17 protein-coding genes are annotated in these 14,726 nt (G+C 54.1%); all 17 read right to left on the reverse strand.

What is annotated here, in order from left to right; translation table 11 throughout:
* The coding region (locus HY768_06680; GenBank protein ID MBI4726893.1) for a prepilin-type N-terminal cleavage/methylation domain-containing protein at positions 1–605 on the reverse strand (605 nt) is incomplete at its 3' end.
* A 230-nt stretch (positions 606–835) separates the two neighbouring features.
* The gene (locus HY768_06685; protein ID MBI4726894.1) at positions 836–1,555 is read right to left on the reverse strand and encodes a glycosyltransferase family 2 protein; all 720 of its coding nucleotides are present in this window, start codon (positions 1,553–1,555) and stop codon (positions 836–838) included.
* A gap of 71 nt (positions 1,556–1,626) precedes the next feature.
* The gene (gene amrS / locus HY768_06690) at positions 1,627–2,622 is read right to left on the reverse strand and encodes an AmmeMemoRadiSam system radical SAM enzyme (protein MBI4726895.1); all 996 of its coding nucleotides are present in this window, start codon (positions 2,620–2,622) and stop codon (positions 1,627–1,629) included.
* Positions 2,619–3,131 carry a DUF177 domain-containing protein gene (locus HY768_06695; GenBank protein ID MBI4726896.1) on the reverse strand — a complete coding sequence of 171 codons (513 nt, stop codon included), beginning with the start codon at positions 3,129–3,131 and terminating at the stop codon, positions 2,619–2,621. Before HY768_06695 ends, amrS begins: the two co-directional genes overlap by 4 nt.
* Before the next feature lie 203 nt (positions 3,132–3,334).
* Positions 3,335–4,642, reverse strand: coding sequence for an acetate kinase (locus HY768_06700; protein ID MBI4726897.1), 1,308 nt, complete (start codon positions 4,640–4,642; stop codon positions 3,335–3,337).
* A gap of 191 nt (positions 4,643–4,833) precedes the next feature.
* On the reverse strand, positions 4,834–5,325 hold the full coding sequence (gene ndk / locus HY768_06705; GenBank protein MBI4726898.1) for a nucleoside-diphosphate kinase: 492 nt from the start codon (positions 5,323–5,325) through the stop codon (positions 4,834–4,836).
* Positions 5,322–5,864: a 2-oxoacid:acceptor oxidoreductase family protein gene (locus HY768_06710; GenBank protein MBI4726899.1), complete on the reverse strand. Its 543-nt coding sequence runs from the start codon at positions 5,862–5,864 to the stop codon at positions 5,322–5,324. The genes ndk and HY768_06710 overlap by 4 nt, the downstream gene beginning before the upstream one ends.
* A 160-nt stretch (positions 5,865–6,024) precedes the next feature.
* Positions 6,025–6,846: a 2-oxoacid:ferredoxin oxidoreductase subunit beta gene (locus HY768_06715; GenBank protein MBI4726900.1), complete on the reverse strand. Its 822-nt coding sequence runs from the start codon at positions 6,844–6,846 to the stop codon at positions 6,025–6,027.
* Positions 6,847–6,849: 3 nt separating this feature from the next.
* On the reverse strand, positions 6,850–7,980 hold the full coding sequence (locus HY768_06720; GenBank protein ID MBI4726901.1) for a 2-oxoacid:acceptor oxidoreductase subunit alpha: 1,131 nt from the start codon (positions 7,978–7,980) through the stop codon (positions 6,850–6,852).
* Positions 7,977–8,240 carry a 4Fe-4S dicluster domain-containing protein gene (locus tag HY768_06725; GenBank protein ID MBI4726902.1) on the reverse strand — a complete coding sequence of 88 codons (264 nt, stop codon included), beginning with the start codon at positions 8,238–8,240 and terminating at the stop codon, positions 7,977–7,979. The genes HY768_06720 and HY768_06725 overlap by 4 nt, the downstream gene beginning before the upstream one ends.
* Before the next feature lie 242 nt (positions 8,241–8,482).
* The gene (locus tag HY768_06730) at positions 8,483–8,983 is read right to left on the reverse strand and encodes a 4Fe-4S binding protein (GenBank protein ID MBI4726903.1); all 501 of its coding nucleotides are present in this window, start codon (positions 8,981–8,983) and stop codon (positions 8,483–8,485) included.
* 109 nt (positions 8,984–9,092) lie between these two features.
* Entirely contained in the window at positions 9,093–9,551 is a 459-nt protein-coding gene (locus HY768_06735; protein MBI4726904.1) for a nucleotidyltransferase, read from the reverse strand.
* 339 nt (positions 9,552–9,890) lie between these two features.
* A complete protein-coding gene (locus HY768_06740; protein ID MBI4726905.1) occupies positions 9,891–10,982 on the reverse strand; it encodes an FAD-dependent oxidoreductase in 1,092 nt (363 codons plus the stop codon).
* A 35-nt stretch (positions 10,983–11,017) separates the two neighbouring features.
* Positions 11,018–11,329, reverse strand: a complete 312-nt coding sequence (locus tag HY768_06745; protein ID MBI4726906.1) for a (2Fe-2S)-binding protein — start codon at positions 11,327–11,329, stop codon at positions 11,018–11,020.
* Between the two features lie 165 nt (positions 11,330–11,494).
* A complete protein-coding gene (gene prmC / locus HY768_06750; GenBank protein MBI4726907.1) occupies positions 11,495–12,334 on the reverse strand; it encodes a peptide chain release factor N(5)-glutamine methyltransferase in 840 nt (279 codons plus the stop codon).
* 150 nt (positions 12,335–12,484) lie between these two features.
* Positions 12,485–13,555, reverse strand: coding sequence for a peptide chain release factor 1 (prfA, locus tag HY768_06755; GenBank protein ID MBI4726908.1), 1,071 nt, complete (start codon positions 13,553–13,555; stop codon positions 12,485–12,487).
* Between the two features lie 125 nt (positions 13,556–13,680).
* Positions 13,681–14,214, reverse strand: coding sequence for a Mov34/MPN/PAD-1 family protein (locus HY768_06760; protein MBI4726909.1), 534 nt, complete (start codon positions 14,212–14,214; stop codon positions 13,681–13,683).
* Positions 14,215–14,726: the final 512 nt, after the last annotated feature.

The raw sequence follows: 14,726 nt of genomic DNA on the forward strand, positions 1-14,726 counted from the left end.
ATCACCACCACTATCATCAACTCAATCAAGGTAAATCCTTTGGGGCCGGATTTTTTGATTTTCTCCTGCAGTGCATTCAATTCCTGTAGAATTTCCTGTTCGGTCTTCTTTTCCTTTTTCAGCTTTGCCGCTATAGACTCTACTTCGCCCAGCATGGCATCTATCCGGCCTCTCTCTTCATCCACCTGCAATTTCACCTTTTCCACCATCCCGTTGAACCGCGCGGCCAGGTGATGGCATTCGTCCCCCTTGCGGAATTTCATGGGATGCTTGGGCCAGTTGCCTTCGCAGATGTTTCGCATGCCCTGATCCAACCGGACCAACGGACCGGCGATCTTGTGGGAGATATACAGTCCCAGCCACATTATCCCGGCCAGGGTCAGAGGGATCACAATGAAAAGTATCTTATGGATATCATCAAACACTTGAATGATGGAAACCCTGCCGCTGGCATATTCGGGAGAAGTAATTTTGTGCCAAATCGTTAAATAAATCGACCCGCTTACTAAAACTATTCCCGAAACCACCAGAATCAGGACCCTGGCCACTATTTTATACTGTAAGTCCTTGTAGGGCAGGATATTAGACCTTCGATTAGAGCCCATTAGAACCTCCCTATTGCATTTTCAGCATATCTCATAATATTATTGCAAGTTTTGTGCCTGGCAAGCAAATACAATACGCCACTAAGGCACCAAGGCAAAATAACTATTCACAATTCACAATTTACGATTCACGATTTGGCTTGGTATCTTAGTGTTTTCGTGACCCTTCGGCACCGCTCAGGGTAAACCCCTTCGGCACGGCTCAGGGCAAGCTTTTTGTGGCTGAATAGTTAACGGAAAGCCTTGAACAAAAACCTCATCGCCTGCCAAAGGGTAGCAAACCCGTATTTTAAACTGCGGGCAAAGTTGATGCTGGAAGCCTCCTTGAAATACCTTACCGGAACCGAGATCTCCCCGATGCTGTATCCTTTTTGTACTGCGGCAAAAAGCATCTGGGCGTCAAAAACGAAATCATCGGAAAACTTGTTAAAATCTAGGTTCTCCAGCGCCTCCCGCCGGTAGGCCCGCATCCCGGTGTGCCACTCGGAAAGATTCTGGCCACTGACTAAATTCTGAAAAAAAGTCAGGGCCCGGTTGGAAACATACTTGTAAAGCGGCATGCCCCCGGCCAGGGCCTCGCGCCGGGAGCGGATCCTGGTGCCCAGCATCACGTCAAAATATCCGGCCGAGATCAGTTCCACGAAATATTTAATGATCTTGGGGTCATACTGATAATCCGGATGCAGCATCACTATTATGGAAGCGCCTGCTTCCAATGCCAGCTTATAGCAGGTTTTCTGGTTTCCTCCGTAGCCGGTGTTTTTGGAATGCCGGTGGACCGTCAACCCCAGTTTTTGGGCCAGCTGCACTGTGCCGTCGCTGCTGAAATCGTCCACTAAGATCATCTGATCCACAATGCCCTTGGGGACTTCGGCAACCGTCCGCTCCAACGTCTTTTCGGCGAAATAGGCGGGAAACACCACCACCACCTTGTTTTTTATGTCAGCCATTCTTACAATTTACAATTTGGGAATTTACAATTTGCATTTTGCAATTTACGGGCAGGCCGGGAAAATTTGATTCAGTCATTCAGTCCGATGATATCGGCCCGGCGTCCGCAGTTTTGGCAAGCCCCGGCCTTTATGCCTTCCAAGTTTATCCGGTAGCCTGCCCTTTTTATTAGGATATGACCGCAGCCGGGGCAGCAGGTATCCTCGGTTCCCTCTATCTGAATATTGCCGACATACACATATTTAAGCCGGGACTTGGCCAGGTCATAAAATTTTTTCAGGGTCTTCTCCGGAGTGGGCGGGGTTTCCAGATGATACCGGGGAAAGTACCGGGAAAGATGCAGGGGCATCAGCGGATCCAGTTTACAGACCCAGTCTATCAGGGCCTCCATATCCTTGGGCGAATCATTAAGCCCGGGAATCACCAGGTTGGTGAGTTCTACGTGACAGGAGCGGCGCGCGAGTTCTATTGTTTGGAGAACCGTCTTCAGGTCGCCCCGGCAAACCTTGCGGTAAAAGCCTTCATCCATCGACTTCAGGTCGACGTTCATGGCGTCGATCTGAGGCAGCAGCTCTTTAAGCGGCTCTGGGCTGATGGTGCCGTTGGTAACCAGCGCGGTCTTAAGCCCGGCCTGCCGGGCCAGGGGGCAGACGTCCATCAGATACTCGAACCAGATCAAGGGCTCAGTATAGGTAAAAGCGATTCCCACCGATCCTTCTTTTACCGCCAGTTCCACTAATTGATGCGGCTCCACCGCTTCGGTCGGCGTTTCCTGCTGGGATATCTCCCAGTTCTGGCAAAAACTGCAGGCCAGGTTGCAGCCGTTGGGCCCGGTGGAAAGAATCTTCCGGTCGGGATAAAAATGATACAGCGGTTTCTTTTCTACCGGGTCCAGCGACAGCGACACCGCCCGGCCGTAGCTTTGCGCCTCCAGCCTCCCGCCGGTATTTTGTCTGACCCGGCACAGCCCGGCCTTTCCCGGATCTATCCGGCATCGATGCGGGCACAGCAGGCATTGGACCGTGCCGTTCTCCAGCTTTTGGTAATGCCGGGCTTCCACCGTCATTTTTCCTTTTTGAGTTTCAGAAGCTTTTCCCACCGGAGATCCGTCTGCTTCTGGGTACAGCCACACGGCCTGGCCCCCAGAGGTTTGCCGCACTGGGCGCAGAGTCCCCGGCAGTCTTCCCGGCACAGCGGTTTTACCGGCAAAGAAAGCAGCAGGGTTTCCCGCAGCTGGGGCCAGAGGTCAATCTCCTGGCCCTGGTAAAAAACCATGTCCAGCTCGTCGGGCTTCAGCTCCAGTTCTTTGATCCCTTTAATATCTTCCCGGGTCTGGGGCCGGTAGAACAGATCTATCTCCGCCTGGCCTTTGGCCTCAAAACTCTTCAGACACAGGCTGCAGTACTGCCGGACCGAATATTCCAGCAAACCGGAAACTCTTAAGGTAACGCCGCTTTTGGCCACGGTCAGCCGGCCTTTGACCGGCGAAAAATCCAACAGGTCCGAAGCCGGCTCCGTCATATTGACGTCGAACTGGTGCCGCCCGTCCTCCAACTGGCGAAGTTTGATTTTCATAGAACCGCCTTAACTAAACTGCAGAATGCAGAACATCAAATGCAGAATATTGGGTTGGGCATCCTGGCGTCCTGGCATAAGGCAAGAAAGCCGTCTTTACGGGCACCGGGGGGTTCACGAATCTCATTGCCAAATTATATGATCAGCCTAATCTGCGTAAATCAGCGTCCTAATTGGTTTTCCCGCCATTGCTCCCGGGGCCATCAGCCTTTCCTCTTGGCCAGCTCCCGCTGGTAGGCTTCGTCCCTCATTTTATTGACGTAGCTTGGGTCTTCAAAGGCATATTTGAACTTGGTATGAACGTCGTAACGCCCTTCGATGATGGCCACCACGTCCTCGGTAAACACTAATTCTTCGTCGGTGGGAATGACGAACAGTTTTACCCGGGAGTCTTTGGCCGAGATCTCGAATTCGTGGTTGCGGCTCTTGGCCTTTTTATTGAGTTCCGGATCCAGCGCCATCCCCAGTTCCCCCATCCCCGAAACCGCGGCCTCCCGCAGCAGCGGGCCCATCTCACCGGCCCCGCCGGTGAAGACCACGGCGTCAAGATGCCCCAGGGCGGCATAGTAGGACCCGATGTATTTTTTCAGGCGGTAAGCCTCGATGTCAAAGGCCAGCTTGGCCCTCTCGTCCCCCGCCTTCATGGCGCCTTCTATGTCCCGGCGGTCGGTGTATTTTCCCGAGATCCCCAGCAGCCCGCTTTTTTTCAGGTACACCGATTCGATCTCCTGGGCGGTCTTGTTCTCCTTGGCGCACAGGAACGGCATCAGGCCCGGATCCACGTCTCCCGAACGGGTGCCCATCACCAGCCCTTCCATGGTGGTCAATCCCAGGCTGGTGTCGTAGGAACAGCCGTTCTTGATGGCGCTGAGGCTGACCCCGTTGCCCAGATGGCAGGTAATCAGGTTGACCTTGAAGGGGTCCTTTTTCAGCATCACTGCGGCTCGCCGGGCCACGTAGAGATGGGAGGTGCCGTGAAACCCGTAGCGGCGCACCCCGTATTTTTCATACCATTCGTAAGGCACGGGATAAATATAAGAGGTCTTGGACATGGTCTGGTGGAAGGCCGTATCCAGCACCGCCACATGGGGAACGTCGGGCATGATGGCCTGGGCGGCCTTGATGCCCAACACGTTGGGCGGGTTGTGGAGGGGAGCCAGCGAGAACAGTTCCTCAAAGGCGGCTATCACCTCGTCGTTGATCAGGGTTGATTTGGCGAAATGCTCGCCGCCGTGCACCACCCGGTGGCCCACCCCGCTGATCTGGTTGAGATCGGAGATCACCGGATGGCTCTCGTGCAACAGGGTATCCAGTATCATCTGGATGGCCACCTGATGATCGGGACAGTTCTTTTCCAGTTTCAGCGGCTCCCGGCCGGGAACTTCGTGGACGATCACCGATTCGCCCACCGTAACCCTTTCCGCCAGGCCCTTGGCCATGATCTTTTTTTTGTTCCAGTTGTAAAGCTGGTATTTGACCGAGGAACTTCCGCAGTTGAGCGAAAGAATTATGGTGTCCTTGGCCACGGTACTCCTAAAGTTTATATGGAATATTTTGGTTTTGCTGAAGATGTGACTTCTGCAAGAGGACCATTACCACGGAAACACGCCCGTTCAAAAAGAAAGGGAAACTTCATCCGTGCCTTCGGCAATTCAGCGTTTCCGTGGTTGGTTCTTTAGGGATAGTTATTGGATCGATAGGGCTAGCGTTTGACGAACGGCAGGCGGTAGATCTTTTTCAACCCGTGCCGGATCCGGGAAACAGCCGGGGGCTTGAAGAAATACCCCACCTCCCGGGCCGCGTTCTCCGGGGTATCCGAGGCGTGCACGCAGTTCTGCCTTGTGTCGGTGGCATAATCGTGGCGGATGCTGCCGAAGGCCGCCTCCTTGGGATTGGTCTTGCCCACTAACTGCCGCAGCGACTCAATGGCGTTCTCCCGTTCCAGCACGCACAGCACCAGGCGCCCGCTGGTCATGAATTTGCACAGCGGTTGATAGAAAGGTTTTTTCTTGTGCATGACGTAGAAACCCCGGGCCTGGCGCTCCGTCAGGCGGGTCATCTTCATGGCCAGGATGTCAAAACCGTCCAGCTCTATCCGGTGAAGTATCTCGCCGATCAAACCGCGGCGCACCGTATCCGGCTTGATTATCAGCAAGGTCCGTTGGAGATTGTGCCGATGATTATGCCCCGTCATTTTTTGGCTTCCCGGGCCAGACGGTAGCCGATCTCCAGCGCCTTCTTGTTCTTCTCCTCGGTGCCCTTGGGAACCCGGGACAAAAGGGACTTTTCCAAAGATTCCTTGGACACCACCCCGGTCAGCTCGGCGATGGCTCCCAGGGCGATGACATTGGCCACCATCTCGATGCCCACCTCTTCCCGGGCCTTTTGGGTCAGGGGCAGGCAGTAGGCATTCTTGAAATCGCATTCCTTGACGTAGAAGGAATCGATGATGGCGATGGCGTCGGGTTTAAGGTCCTTGCTGTATGACTCCCAGGCCTCCTGGGTCATGGCCAGTAGGATGTCAATGGCGGTGGCCTTGGGGAAATATATTTCCTGGTTGGAGATGATGACCTCGGCCTTGCTGGCCCCGCCCCGGGCTTCCGGGCCGTAGCTTTGGGACTGGATGACCTTCCTGCCGTCATAGACCCCGGCCGCTTCGGCCAGAATAATGCCGGCGGTGATCATCCCCTGCCCGCCGGAACCGGACAGCCTGATCTCGTATCTTTCTTTCATCTTATATCCTCGGTTGGGGCAATTCACGCGTCCGACGCAGTTCGCAACAGCGCACGTAGTAGGATGAATTGCCCTTATTGGTTTACTGTTGGGGCACGATGCATCGTGCCCTTGCTATCTGACCCCTGTCATCAGTTCCCTATTATCTGATCCCAGTTCCCTACCTGCCTTGCGCCTTGTTGATGATCTGCTGGTAGACCTCGGTATAGGGCTGGGCTTCGCCGTCGTAAAAGATCCCGGTGATTATCTTGTTCTCGGATTCCTGGGGCGAAAGCTTTTCGGCCGCCTTGAGGTTGATGGTGTTGGCCTTCTGGGCCTGCAGCATCTTGACCGCGTTGCCCTCCTTGTTGAGCCGCCCGTACAGGGTGGGACAGGGACTGAGGGCCTCCACCAGGGCAAATCCCTTCTTGGTCAGGGCCTTCTCTATCATCTTGTCTAATTCCACCGCGTTGAACACCGTGCCCCGGGCCGCGAACACCGCTCCGGCCGCGGTGGCCAGGGCGCAGGCGTCGAAATCCCGCTCGGCGCAGCCGTAGGGGGCGGTGGAGGCTTTTTTGCCGATGGGGGTGGTGGGCGAATACTGGCCCCCGGTCATGCCGTAGATATTGTTGTTCATCAGGATCACCGTCAGCTCGATGTTGCGGCGGGCGGCGTGGATGAAGTGGTTGCCGCCGATGGCTAGCGCATCGCCGTCCCCGGTGACCACTATCACATGCAGCTTGGGGTTGTGCAGTTTGACCCCGGTGGCAAAGGCGATGGCCCGGCCGTGGGCGGTGTGCAGGCTGTTGAAGTCAACGTAGACCGGCATCCGCGAGGAGCAGCCGATGCCCGAGATCATGGCCATCTCATCCCGGTTCAGGCCCAGCCGCTCCACCGCCCGGATGATGGCCCCCTGAACTATGCCGTGGCCGCAGCCCGGGCACCAGACGTTGGGGAACTTCTTGCCGGGCCGGAGCATTTCGTAAGCCGGATGGATTTTCATTTCTTAAGCCTCCTCTACCGCCTGCAATATCTGGGCCGGGGTTATCATCTCGCCGTCGTAGCGCAGCGCCGGCGCCACCGGGGTGTTGGATTTATTTACCCGCTCCACTTCGTAGACCAGCTGGCCCTGGCTGATTTCGGCCACCAGCATGGTTTTGCATTTTTTTAAGACATCGGTCACTATCTGATCCGGGAAGGGCCAGACAGTGGTGGGACGCAGCAGCCCTACTTTGATCCCCTTGGCCCGGGCCTGGCGCACCGCCTGCTGGGAGCTGCGAGCCGCCGCCCCGTAGGAGAAGATCACGGTCTCGGCGTCGTCCAGAAATTCCTCCTCCACCTCGGTCAACTCCGGCAGGTGCTGGGCGATCTTGTCCCTCAGCCGGTCCATCTTCCACTGGATCTCGTCCAGCCGGGCGGTGGGAAAGCCGTGCTTGTCGTGGGTCAGCCCGGTGATGTTGAAACGGTAGCCGCTGCCCATGGCGGCATAGGGCCCGCCCACGCTGGAGCCGTCGGCGTAATGCTGGTAATCCCTGGGGTCCGCCTTGGGTCGGGGATGGTTGTATATTTCCAATTCGCCGGGCTTGGGCACTTCCATCTTCTCCCGCATGTGGCCGATGAATTCGTCCAAAAGAAGGATCACCGGCATCCGGAATTTTTCGGCCAGGTTAAAGGCCTTGACGGTCAGCTTGAATGATTCTTCTATGGACGAGGGGCATAACGCGATGGTGGGATGGTCGCCGTGGGTGCCCCAGCGGGTCTGCATCACGTCGGCCTGGGCCCCCTTGGTGGGCAGCCCGGTGGATGGCCCGGCCCGCTGGACGTTGACGATGACGCAGGGTATCTCGGCCATGCAGCCGTAACCCAAAAGCTCCATCATCAGCGAGAAGCCCGGCCCCGAGGTGGAGGTCATGGTCTTGGCCCCGGCCGCGGCCGCGCCCAGAATGGCCCCCATGCTGGCGATCTCATCCTCCATCTGAATGAATTTTCCGCCCACCTGAGGCAGCCTCAGGGCCAGCACTTCGGCGACTTCGGTGGAGGGGGTAATGGGATAGCCCCCGAAAAAGTCGCAACCGGCGTAAATCGCGCCCTCGGCGCAGGCTTCGTTGCCCTGCCAGAGTTTTACCTGCTTGCTCATTTTTTTCTCTCCTGACACACAAAAATAGCCAGGTCCGGGCAGCGCAGCTGGCATTGCCCGCACATTATACAGTCCTGGGGACGGGCCACCGCGGGCTTGCGATCCCCGCTCATCTCCAGCACCTGCTTGGGGCAAAAGGTCACGCAGATCTCACAGGATTTGCACCAGGGCTTGTAAACGTAGACCGGAAGGTCGTAGCCCTTTTTGAAATCCTGCTCTATGGTCTGCCTGGCCTCCTCCACCGTGGTTGTCTTGGCCATAAAGCCTCCGAATGTATATTAATAATTATCGTTTACAGAGGGACTCTGCCACAAAGACACTAATGCACAAACACAATTAACGAAGAATAACAATTACTAATCAGAGCGGATAATAGTAGACTTTTTCCCACCGAAACACGCTAAATACGCTAATTATATTGGATTTAAAAGAAACCGGAATGTCTACTAATATACGCTCCCATTAGTAACGATTTACGAATATTGCCCTTGGTGGCGAAAAATCAGGAAAACAGTTTGAAAAACCTTACTTCCTTTTCCCTGCCTTTGGGGATAGCTAGAGTCACCAACGGGGTCTTGTCCTGGGCCTTGGTATTTACGACTCTGATAACTTTTGCCTGGCCACATTTGATTCCCTCACGATTCAATGCCTGCACCGTATCGCCTTTCTGTGGCAACGGCAGAAATTCGCAGGGCATGGTGATGGCACTCTCGGTATCGGAGTAGTTTTCATTTATGACGAAGATGGCCAGCCCCGGGCAACGGGAGACGCAAATAGCGCAGCCGTTGCATTTGCTGTGATCCACCCTAGGCAGGGCATTGATGTCTTCGCCAACTATGATTGCTTTTTGGGGGCAACTGGTCTCGCAGGGGTTGCAGGGTATCTCCTGAAAGCATTCCACAATGACCACCGGGCCCTTCTTCAGCCGTACCTCTAAAGACCAGACGGTTTGGATGTCTTCGGCATCGGCTAAGCCAGTTGATTTTAACTTATCGGATATCATTAACGTTTCAAACCTTTTGCCGCCGTTGGCGGCACCCCGCCAGCGGCGGTGGCAAACATTTCAAACATTTCAAACAGTTTTGGTTCTGCGCCCCGCCAGTTTAATGTTGTCATTTATTTTTTATAAGCGGCATCAGATTTGCAAGATCAACTTTATCTTGTAACCTGTTGGCAGCGCGTTTGGCAAATATCAAATCCTTAAGACCAATAAAATATGTATTGGTTTTGCCGAATTTACTTTTCTTCCTGTTGAGCCATGCCTTTTTAAAAGTCAATCCTGCAATGTCAGTAAGAATATCAATCCGGATTGGTTCAACGCCTATCTGGAAAATTGTGCCTTTTACTGACAAATCTGTTACACTGATTTTATCCAGCGGAGCGCCGAAATCGGACAGACATTTATATACTTTGCCTGCATTTTCGGCCGTCGGTTCAATCCATATATCCATGTCTTTGGTGTACCGGGGTTGAGCATAATAGGAAACTGCAAACGCTCCGATCAAAAGATATTTGACCTTACCAGTGTTGAAAATGCGTAACAGATCTTCGTAATCTTGGTATATCTCCATTTCGCCCTTTCAATAAGTAATATATTTTCAACATATCCCACATAGCTTTCAGCCGTCCGGTTGAACCAACCCTTTGCCAAAAAGATCGATCAAAATTCCGGTTTGCCGGACCCAAACGCTCCAGCTTGGCCATAACCACTGGCTTCCGGCCCCTGGTATTTACTTTTTCATTACTCATTGTGCACCCACAGTTATTCCGTTATTGCAAATATCATGGCTAAGCATCCCTTGTGCGGCAAGTCCGGTTGATTTTAGTTTATCGGATATCATTAACGTTTCAAACCTTTTGCCGCCGTTGGCGGCACCCCGCCAGCGGCGGTGGCAAACATTTCAAACAGTTTAACCAGTTTTGGTTCTGCACTCCGCCAGCTTGCGCTTCCCTTCCCTGGCCTTCTGCCCGAAGGGCCCGGCCCTTAGGCCCGTCAGCCGGCAGGCGGCGACATCTACCCGTCGCTGTAGTTCTTTGGATCCACCTTTGAGATATTTGACCGCGCCCAGCCCGGCCAGTTCGCCCTCCAGCATGGCGGTGGTGGCTTCCTCGATCCCTGTCACGTCCCCGGCGGTGAAGATGCCGGGAACTGAGGTCATCATCAGTTCGTCGTGCCAGGCCACCTGGCCGCCCAGTTCCGGCACGTAGTTCATCTGGCATCCGGCCTGCCAAAGTATTTCCGTCAGAGGCGTCAGGCCTACCGCCAGACAAATGGTGTCGCAGTCGACTTTCTTTTCGCTGCCAATCACTGGTTGCCACTCGTCGTCTATTTTGGAGATCACCGCGCCCTTTACCTGATCTTCGCCCGTTGCTTCCAGGATGGTGTGGCGGATCAGGATCGGCACCCCGGCCCGGGCGATCTTGGAGGCGTGCACCAGATATCCGCCGATGCAGGGCAGGCCTTCAATAACAGCCTTAACCTGGACCCCGGCCTGCAGCAACTGGTATGATACTATCAGCCCGATGTTGCCCGAGCCGATCATCAGCACGCTTTTTCCCGGCCTTATGCCGTAAACGTTCATCAGGGTCTGGACCGCCCCGGCCCCGTAAACGCCGGGCAAGTCATTGCCGGGGAAGGCAAGGAAATTTTCCGAGGCCCCGGTGGCCGCCAGCACCGCTTTGGGCTTCAGGCCGTGAAGTTTGTCGTTCTTGAGCACCGCCACCGTGCCGTCGGGATAGCAGCCCACCGCCGAGGAGTTGGTCCAGATCTCGATACCCCTCTTTTCCATTTCGCCGGCCAGTTCGATTCCGATGTCAAGGCCCCGGGTGCCGGCTCTTTCCGCCTTGCTGCCGAAGAACATGTGAGTCTGCTTGATCAGTTGTCCGCCTAACTTTTGGTTTTCATCTATTAACAATGGTTTTATTCCGAAGTCCGAAGCCGCCAGCGCCGCCATCAGGCCCGCCGGCCCCCCGCCGATTATCAGGAAATCCGGATTGTTCATGGACTTTCAAAAGTATTAAAGTAGTAAAGATGTTTTCAGTGCAATGATATCCGCCCCCGGCCCTGCTGCCGGTTCACCTGCATGCCTTCCTTGATCGGGGTGATGCAAGAAAAGACATTGGGCACGCCGTCCACCTCCATCAGGCAGGACGAGCATTTGCCGATGGCGCAAAAAAAACCGCGGGGCCGGTTCAACTTTACGCTGTGGCGCAGGATCCTAACCCCGGCGGCATGCAGCGCAGCCGCAATGGTCTCGCCCGAGAAGCCTTCCACTGGCCGGCCCTCAAAATAAAAGGTGACTTTTGGACCTCTGGTAAAATTTAAAATGGGATGTGCTTCTATCCTCATTTTCCCGGCAGATATATATTCTTTGGTGATGGAATTGTTTCCGTTTTCCGTTTTTGTTCTCCGTTATTCTGCCTTCGTTTTCCGTTTTTGTTTTAAAGCGTAGTATGGATTTTAATCATATCCGATTATGGCCGGCTTGTCAATAATGCCCAAAACTAATTCTGATCAGTTATACCCCAGCGCTATCCTCTGGATATTGGAATAGTCTTTGATGATTTCAATTTTAAGGCCCGGATTGGAAGCTTTGAGTATTTCCCTGACCTTCGGGCCCTGTCCTTGCCCGATCTCCAGAGCCAGCAGCCCGCCGGGGTTTAAATAACTTTTTAATTTCTTGGAGATTATACGATAGAATTTCAGTCCCTCCCGGCCGCCGTCCAAGGCCTGCCACGGTTCGTAGAGGGAAACTTCCGGCTGCAGCAACTTCAACTGACCGGCTGGGATATACGGCGGATTGGAAACAATGCAGTCGTATTTTTGTTTTAAAACGGGAAAAAGATCTGCCATGATTATTTTAACGCGTCCGGACAATCTGTGAAACTCGGCGTTTCGGGCTGCCAGTGCTTTAGCTCCGGACGAGATCTCGCTGGCCCAGATTCTTGCGTTTGGAATGTTGCTGGCCAGGGCTATGGGAATGGCTCCGCTGCCGGCGCCAATGTCCAGGACTGTTGACCACTCCGGCTTAAAGCGTTTGATGACGGCTTCAACCAACAGCTCGGTCTCGGGCCGGGGGATCAGTACATTCTTATTTACCTTGATCTTCAGCCCGTAGAATTCCGCCTCTCCGGTGATATACTGCCAGGGTTTGCGGGCCTGTCTTTGGGCTACCGCCCGCTTGAATTTTAGCTCCAAGGCTTTGGAGACATGCATGGAGTTTCTTAAGAACAGTTGATCCCGGCCGCAATTGAGAACAAAAGAGAGCAGGATCTCGGATTCCAGTTCCGGGCTCTCCATATCTTTCTGTCTCAAGGCCGCAGAACCCCATTGCAGCATCTGGCCGATGGTCATGGTTTGAAGAGACTATTGTTTTAAGAAACGAACAACGTTAACAAGCCACAAATTGACGCTGATCATATTTCTTACCTTGAGGCACATGGTGTAAATTTACAAATTACCGTTCACGATTCACGACTTTACGGGCTTTCACAGGTAGCAGGTTCACTCCAGCGCCGTGGCCAGTTCCTCGGCCTGGGCCGCCTTGATTAGGCCATCTACCAGCTGGTCAATATGCCCCTCCAGCACCTGGTCCAGGCTGTGCAGGGTCACCCCGATCCGGTGATCGGTCACCCGGTTCTGAGGAAAGTTGTAGGTTCTGATCTTCTCGCTGCGGTCGCCGGACTTGACCTGGCTTTTGCGGTCCTGGGCCAGTTTGGCGTGGCGGTCGGCCTCCATCTTCTCCAGCACCCGGGAACGCAGGATCTTCAGGGCCTTGGCCTTGTTCTTCATCTGGGAGCGCTCGTCCTGGCAGGCCACCACCACTCCGGTGGGGATGTGGGTCAGGCGCACCGCCGAATAAGTGGTGTTGACGCACTGCCCGCCCGGCCCCGAGGAACAGTAGATGTCGATCTTCAAGTCGCTGGGATTTATCTGAATGTCCACTTCCTCGGCTTCGGGCATCACCGCCACGGTGGAGGCCGAGGTATGGATCCGGCCCGAAGCCTCGGTCCGGGGCACCCGCTGCACCCGGTGAACGCCGCTTTCGTATTTGAAAAGGCCGTAGGCCCCTTCGCCTTCCACCCCGAAGGTTACTTCCTTGAATCCCCCCAGTGGGGTGGGGTTGGAGTTCATCAGGTCGATCTTGAATCCCTTGCGCTCGGCAAAACGGGTGTATAGCCGATACAGGTCCCCGGCAAAAAGCGCGGCCTCCTCGCCCCCGGTGCCGGCCCGCACTTCCACGATGGCGTTCTTGAAATCGTTGGAATCCTTGGGCATCAGCATGGCCTTAATCACTTCCTCAAGCGATTTCAGCCTGGGCTCCAGTTCTTCCAATTCGGTTTTGGCCAGGGCGGTCAGCTCGGGATCCTCGTTGGCGGCCGCAATAACCCGGCTATCCTCGATCTGGCAGCGGAGGCTCTTCAGCTCGTCGTATTTGGAGATGGTGACTCCCAGCGACCGGTGTTCCCGGGCGTAATCCCGGAACTTGGCCTGATTGGCCAGCACCCCCGGATCGGACAGCAGCCCCTCCAGTTCCTTATATCTTTTTTCTAATTGTTCCAGTTTATTGTCCATCGTCAGTCCATTTTCCTTCTCGTTTAAGAACCTTTCTCCCACCAAGATCAAAGGCTATTTTAATTCTCAGTTATTTTGCGTGTTCAGGTATTTTCTTTGTGTTCTCTGGCTTTGTGTGATCAGATTCAGCCTTGTCCATTTACTTTTCTCTCCTTGGGCTTGATGTCGAACCCGATGGCAAAGGGGCAAAGCACGTCGGCCATCTTAGGTTTTAAGGTTTCGGCGTCTATGTAATAGGCTGCGATCTTGATGAACCAGTTGTCGGTGGTGCCGGACAGCGTGCCGTCCTCGTTGTAGCTCCAGAATTTTTCCTTGCCCTTGTCCTTTATTTCCAGCACGATGTATATCTGTCCGGGCTTCATGCCGCCGATGTCGTCCTGGCTTAAGTCCGTGTTGTGCAGGGGATGGGAATGAAAATCGCCCACGATGTACAGGTTGGGCAGGTTTTGAAAAAAATTGACGATCCGGGCGTACGACTTGTCGCGGGCCTTGACCCAGGTGGAGTGGCGCTCGGCTTTCTGGCAGGCCACCGCATTGACCACCATGAACATTTCGCCGTCCTTGTGCCCCAGCAACAGGCCGTAGGATTCTTTCTTATAGACCTCGATGGCCGAGACCAACAGGCCCCAAAAGGCCGATTCGTTGATGAATACCTGCATCTATTAGTTATTTACTATTTGGAATTCTTAATTTGGGAGTGTTTCTCCCTCAGATGGACAACGGCAACAATTATGTATGATCTTATCCTCTTCGATGCCGTAAAAAATACCATATGGAAACCGAGAAATAAGGCAACGCCGCAATCCTCCCTCGGTTTGCTCAAACATTTTTGGAAAAGATATCATCCATCGTATTGATTGATCAAACTCGTCCAAAAATTCACCGCCCAAGCCAACCGCCTGTCTCTCATACCACTCAAAGGCTTCGTCAAGCTCTGATTGGCTGGCGGCAAAAACAGCGCTTTCATCACTTTTTATACTTGGCCATCACTTGCTCATTAGGGTATTGGCGCAATCTCTCCCTTTTTATAAGCGCTCCAACATTCGGCGACTTCTTTTGCCCAAATCTCGTCAATTTCCGCATCCGGCTTAATATATTGACCGGGTTAATAATGCCGCAATATCCGAAAATACAATGGAGCCCCACGGGCAAAGCCCGTGGTTCCTTTCCC

It is taken from the genome of candidate division TA06 bacterium (genome assembly GCA_016208585.1).
Lineage (GTDB): Bacteria > Edwardsbacteria > AC1 > AC1 > EtOH8 > UBA5202.

Bases quoted from the DNA above. Each gene is read 5' to 3' on its own strand.
- HY768_06725 (MBI4726902.1), bottom strand. From the start codon at position 8,240: ATGGCCAAGACAACCACGGTGGAGGAGGCCAGGCAGACCATAGAGCAG.
- HY768_06730 (MBI4726903.1), bottom strand. From the start codon at position 8,983: ATGATATCCGATAAGTTAAAATCAACTGGCTTAGCCGATGCCGAAGAC.
- HY768_06740 (MBI4726905.1), bottom strand. From the start codon at position 10,982: ATGAACAATCCGGATTTCCTGATAATCGGCGGGGGGCCGGCGGGCCTG.
- HY768_06735 (MBI4726904.1), bottom strand. From the start codon at position 9,551: ATGGAGATATACCAAGATTACGAAGATCTGTTACGCATTTTCAACACT.
- HY768_06695 (MBI4726896.1), bottom strand. From the start codon at position 3,131: ATGAAAATCAAACTTCGCCAGTTGGAGGACGGGCGGCACCAGTTCGAC.
- HY768_06685 (MBI4726894.1), bottom strand. From the start codon at position 1,555: ATGGCTGACATAAAAAACAAGGTGGTGGTGGTGTTTCCCGCCTATTTC.
- amrS (MBI4726895.1), bottom strand. From the start codon at position 2,622: ATGACGGTGGAAGCCCGGCATTACCAAAAGCTGGAGAACGGCACGGTC.
- HY768_06710 (MBI4726899.1), bottom strand. From the start codon at position 5,864: ATGAAAGAAAGATACGAGATCAGGCTGTCCGGTTCCGGCGGGCAGGGG.
- prfA (MBI4726908.1), bottom strand. From the start codon at position 13,555: ATGGACAATAAACTGGAACAATTAGAAAAAAGATATAAGGAACTGGAG.
- HY768_06745 (MBI4726906.1), bottom strand. From the start codon at position 11,329: ATGAGGATAGAAGCACATCCCATTTTAAATTTTACCAGAGGTCCAAAA.
- ndk (MBI4726898.1), bottom strand. From the start codon at position 5,325: ATGACGGGGCATAATCATCGGCACAATCTCCAACGGACCTTGCTGATA.
- HY768_06720 (MBI4726901.1), bottom strand. From the start codon at position 7,980: ATGAGCAAGCAGGTAAAACTCTGGCAGGGCAACGAAGCCTGCGCCGAG.
- HY768_06715 (MBI4726900.1), bottom strand. From the start codon at position 6,846: ATGAAAATCCATCCGGCTTACGAAATGCTCCGGCCCGGCAAGAAGTTC.
- HY768_06760 (MBI4726909.1), bottom strand. From the start codon at position 14,214: ATGCAGGTATTCATCAACGAATCGGCCTTTTGGGGCCTGTTGGTCTCG.
- prmC (MBI4726907.1), bottom strand. From the start codon at position 12,334: ATGACCATCGGCCAGATGCTGCAATGGGGTTCTGCGGCCTTGAGACAG.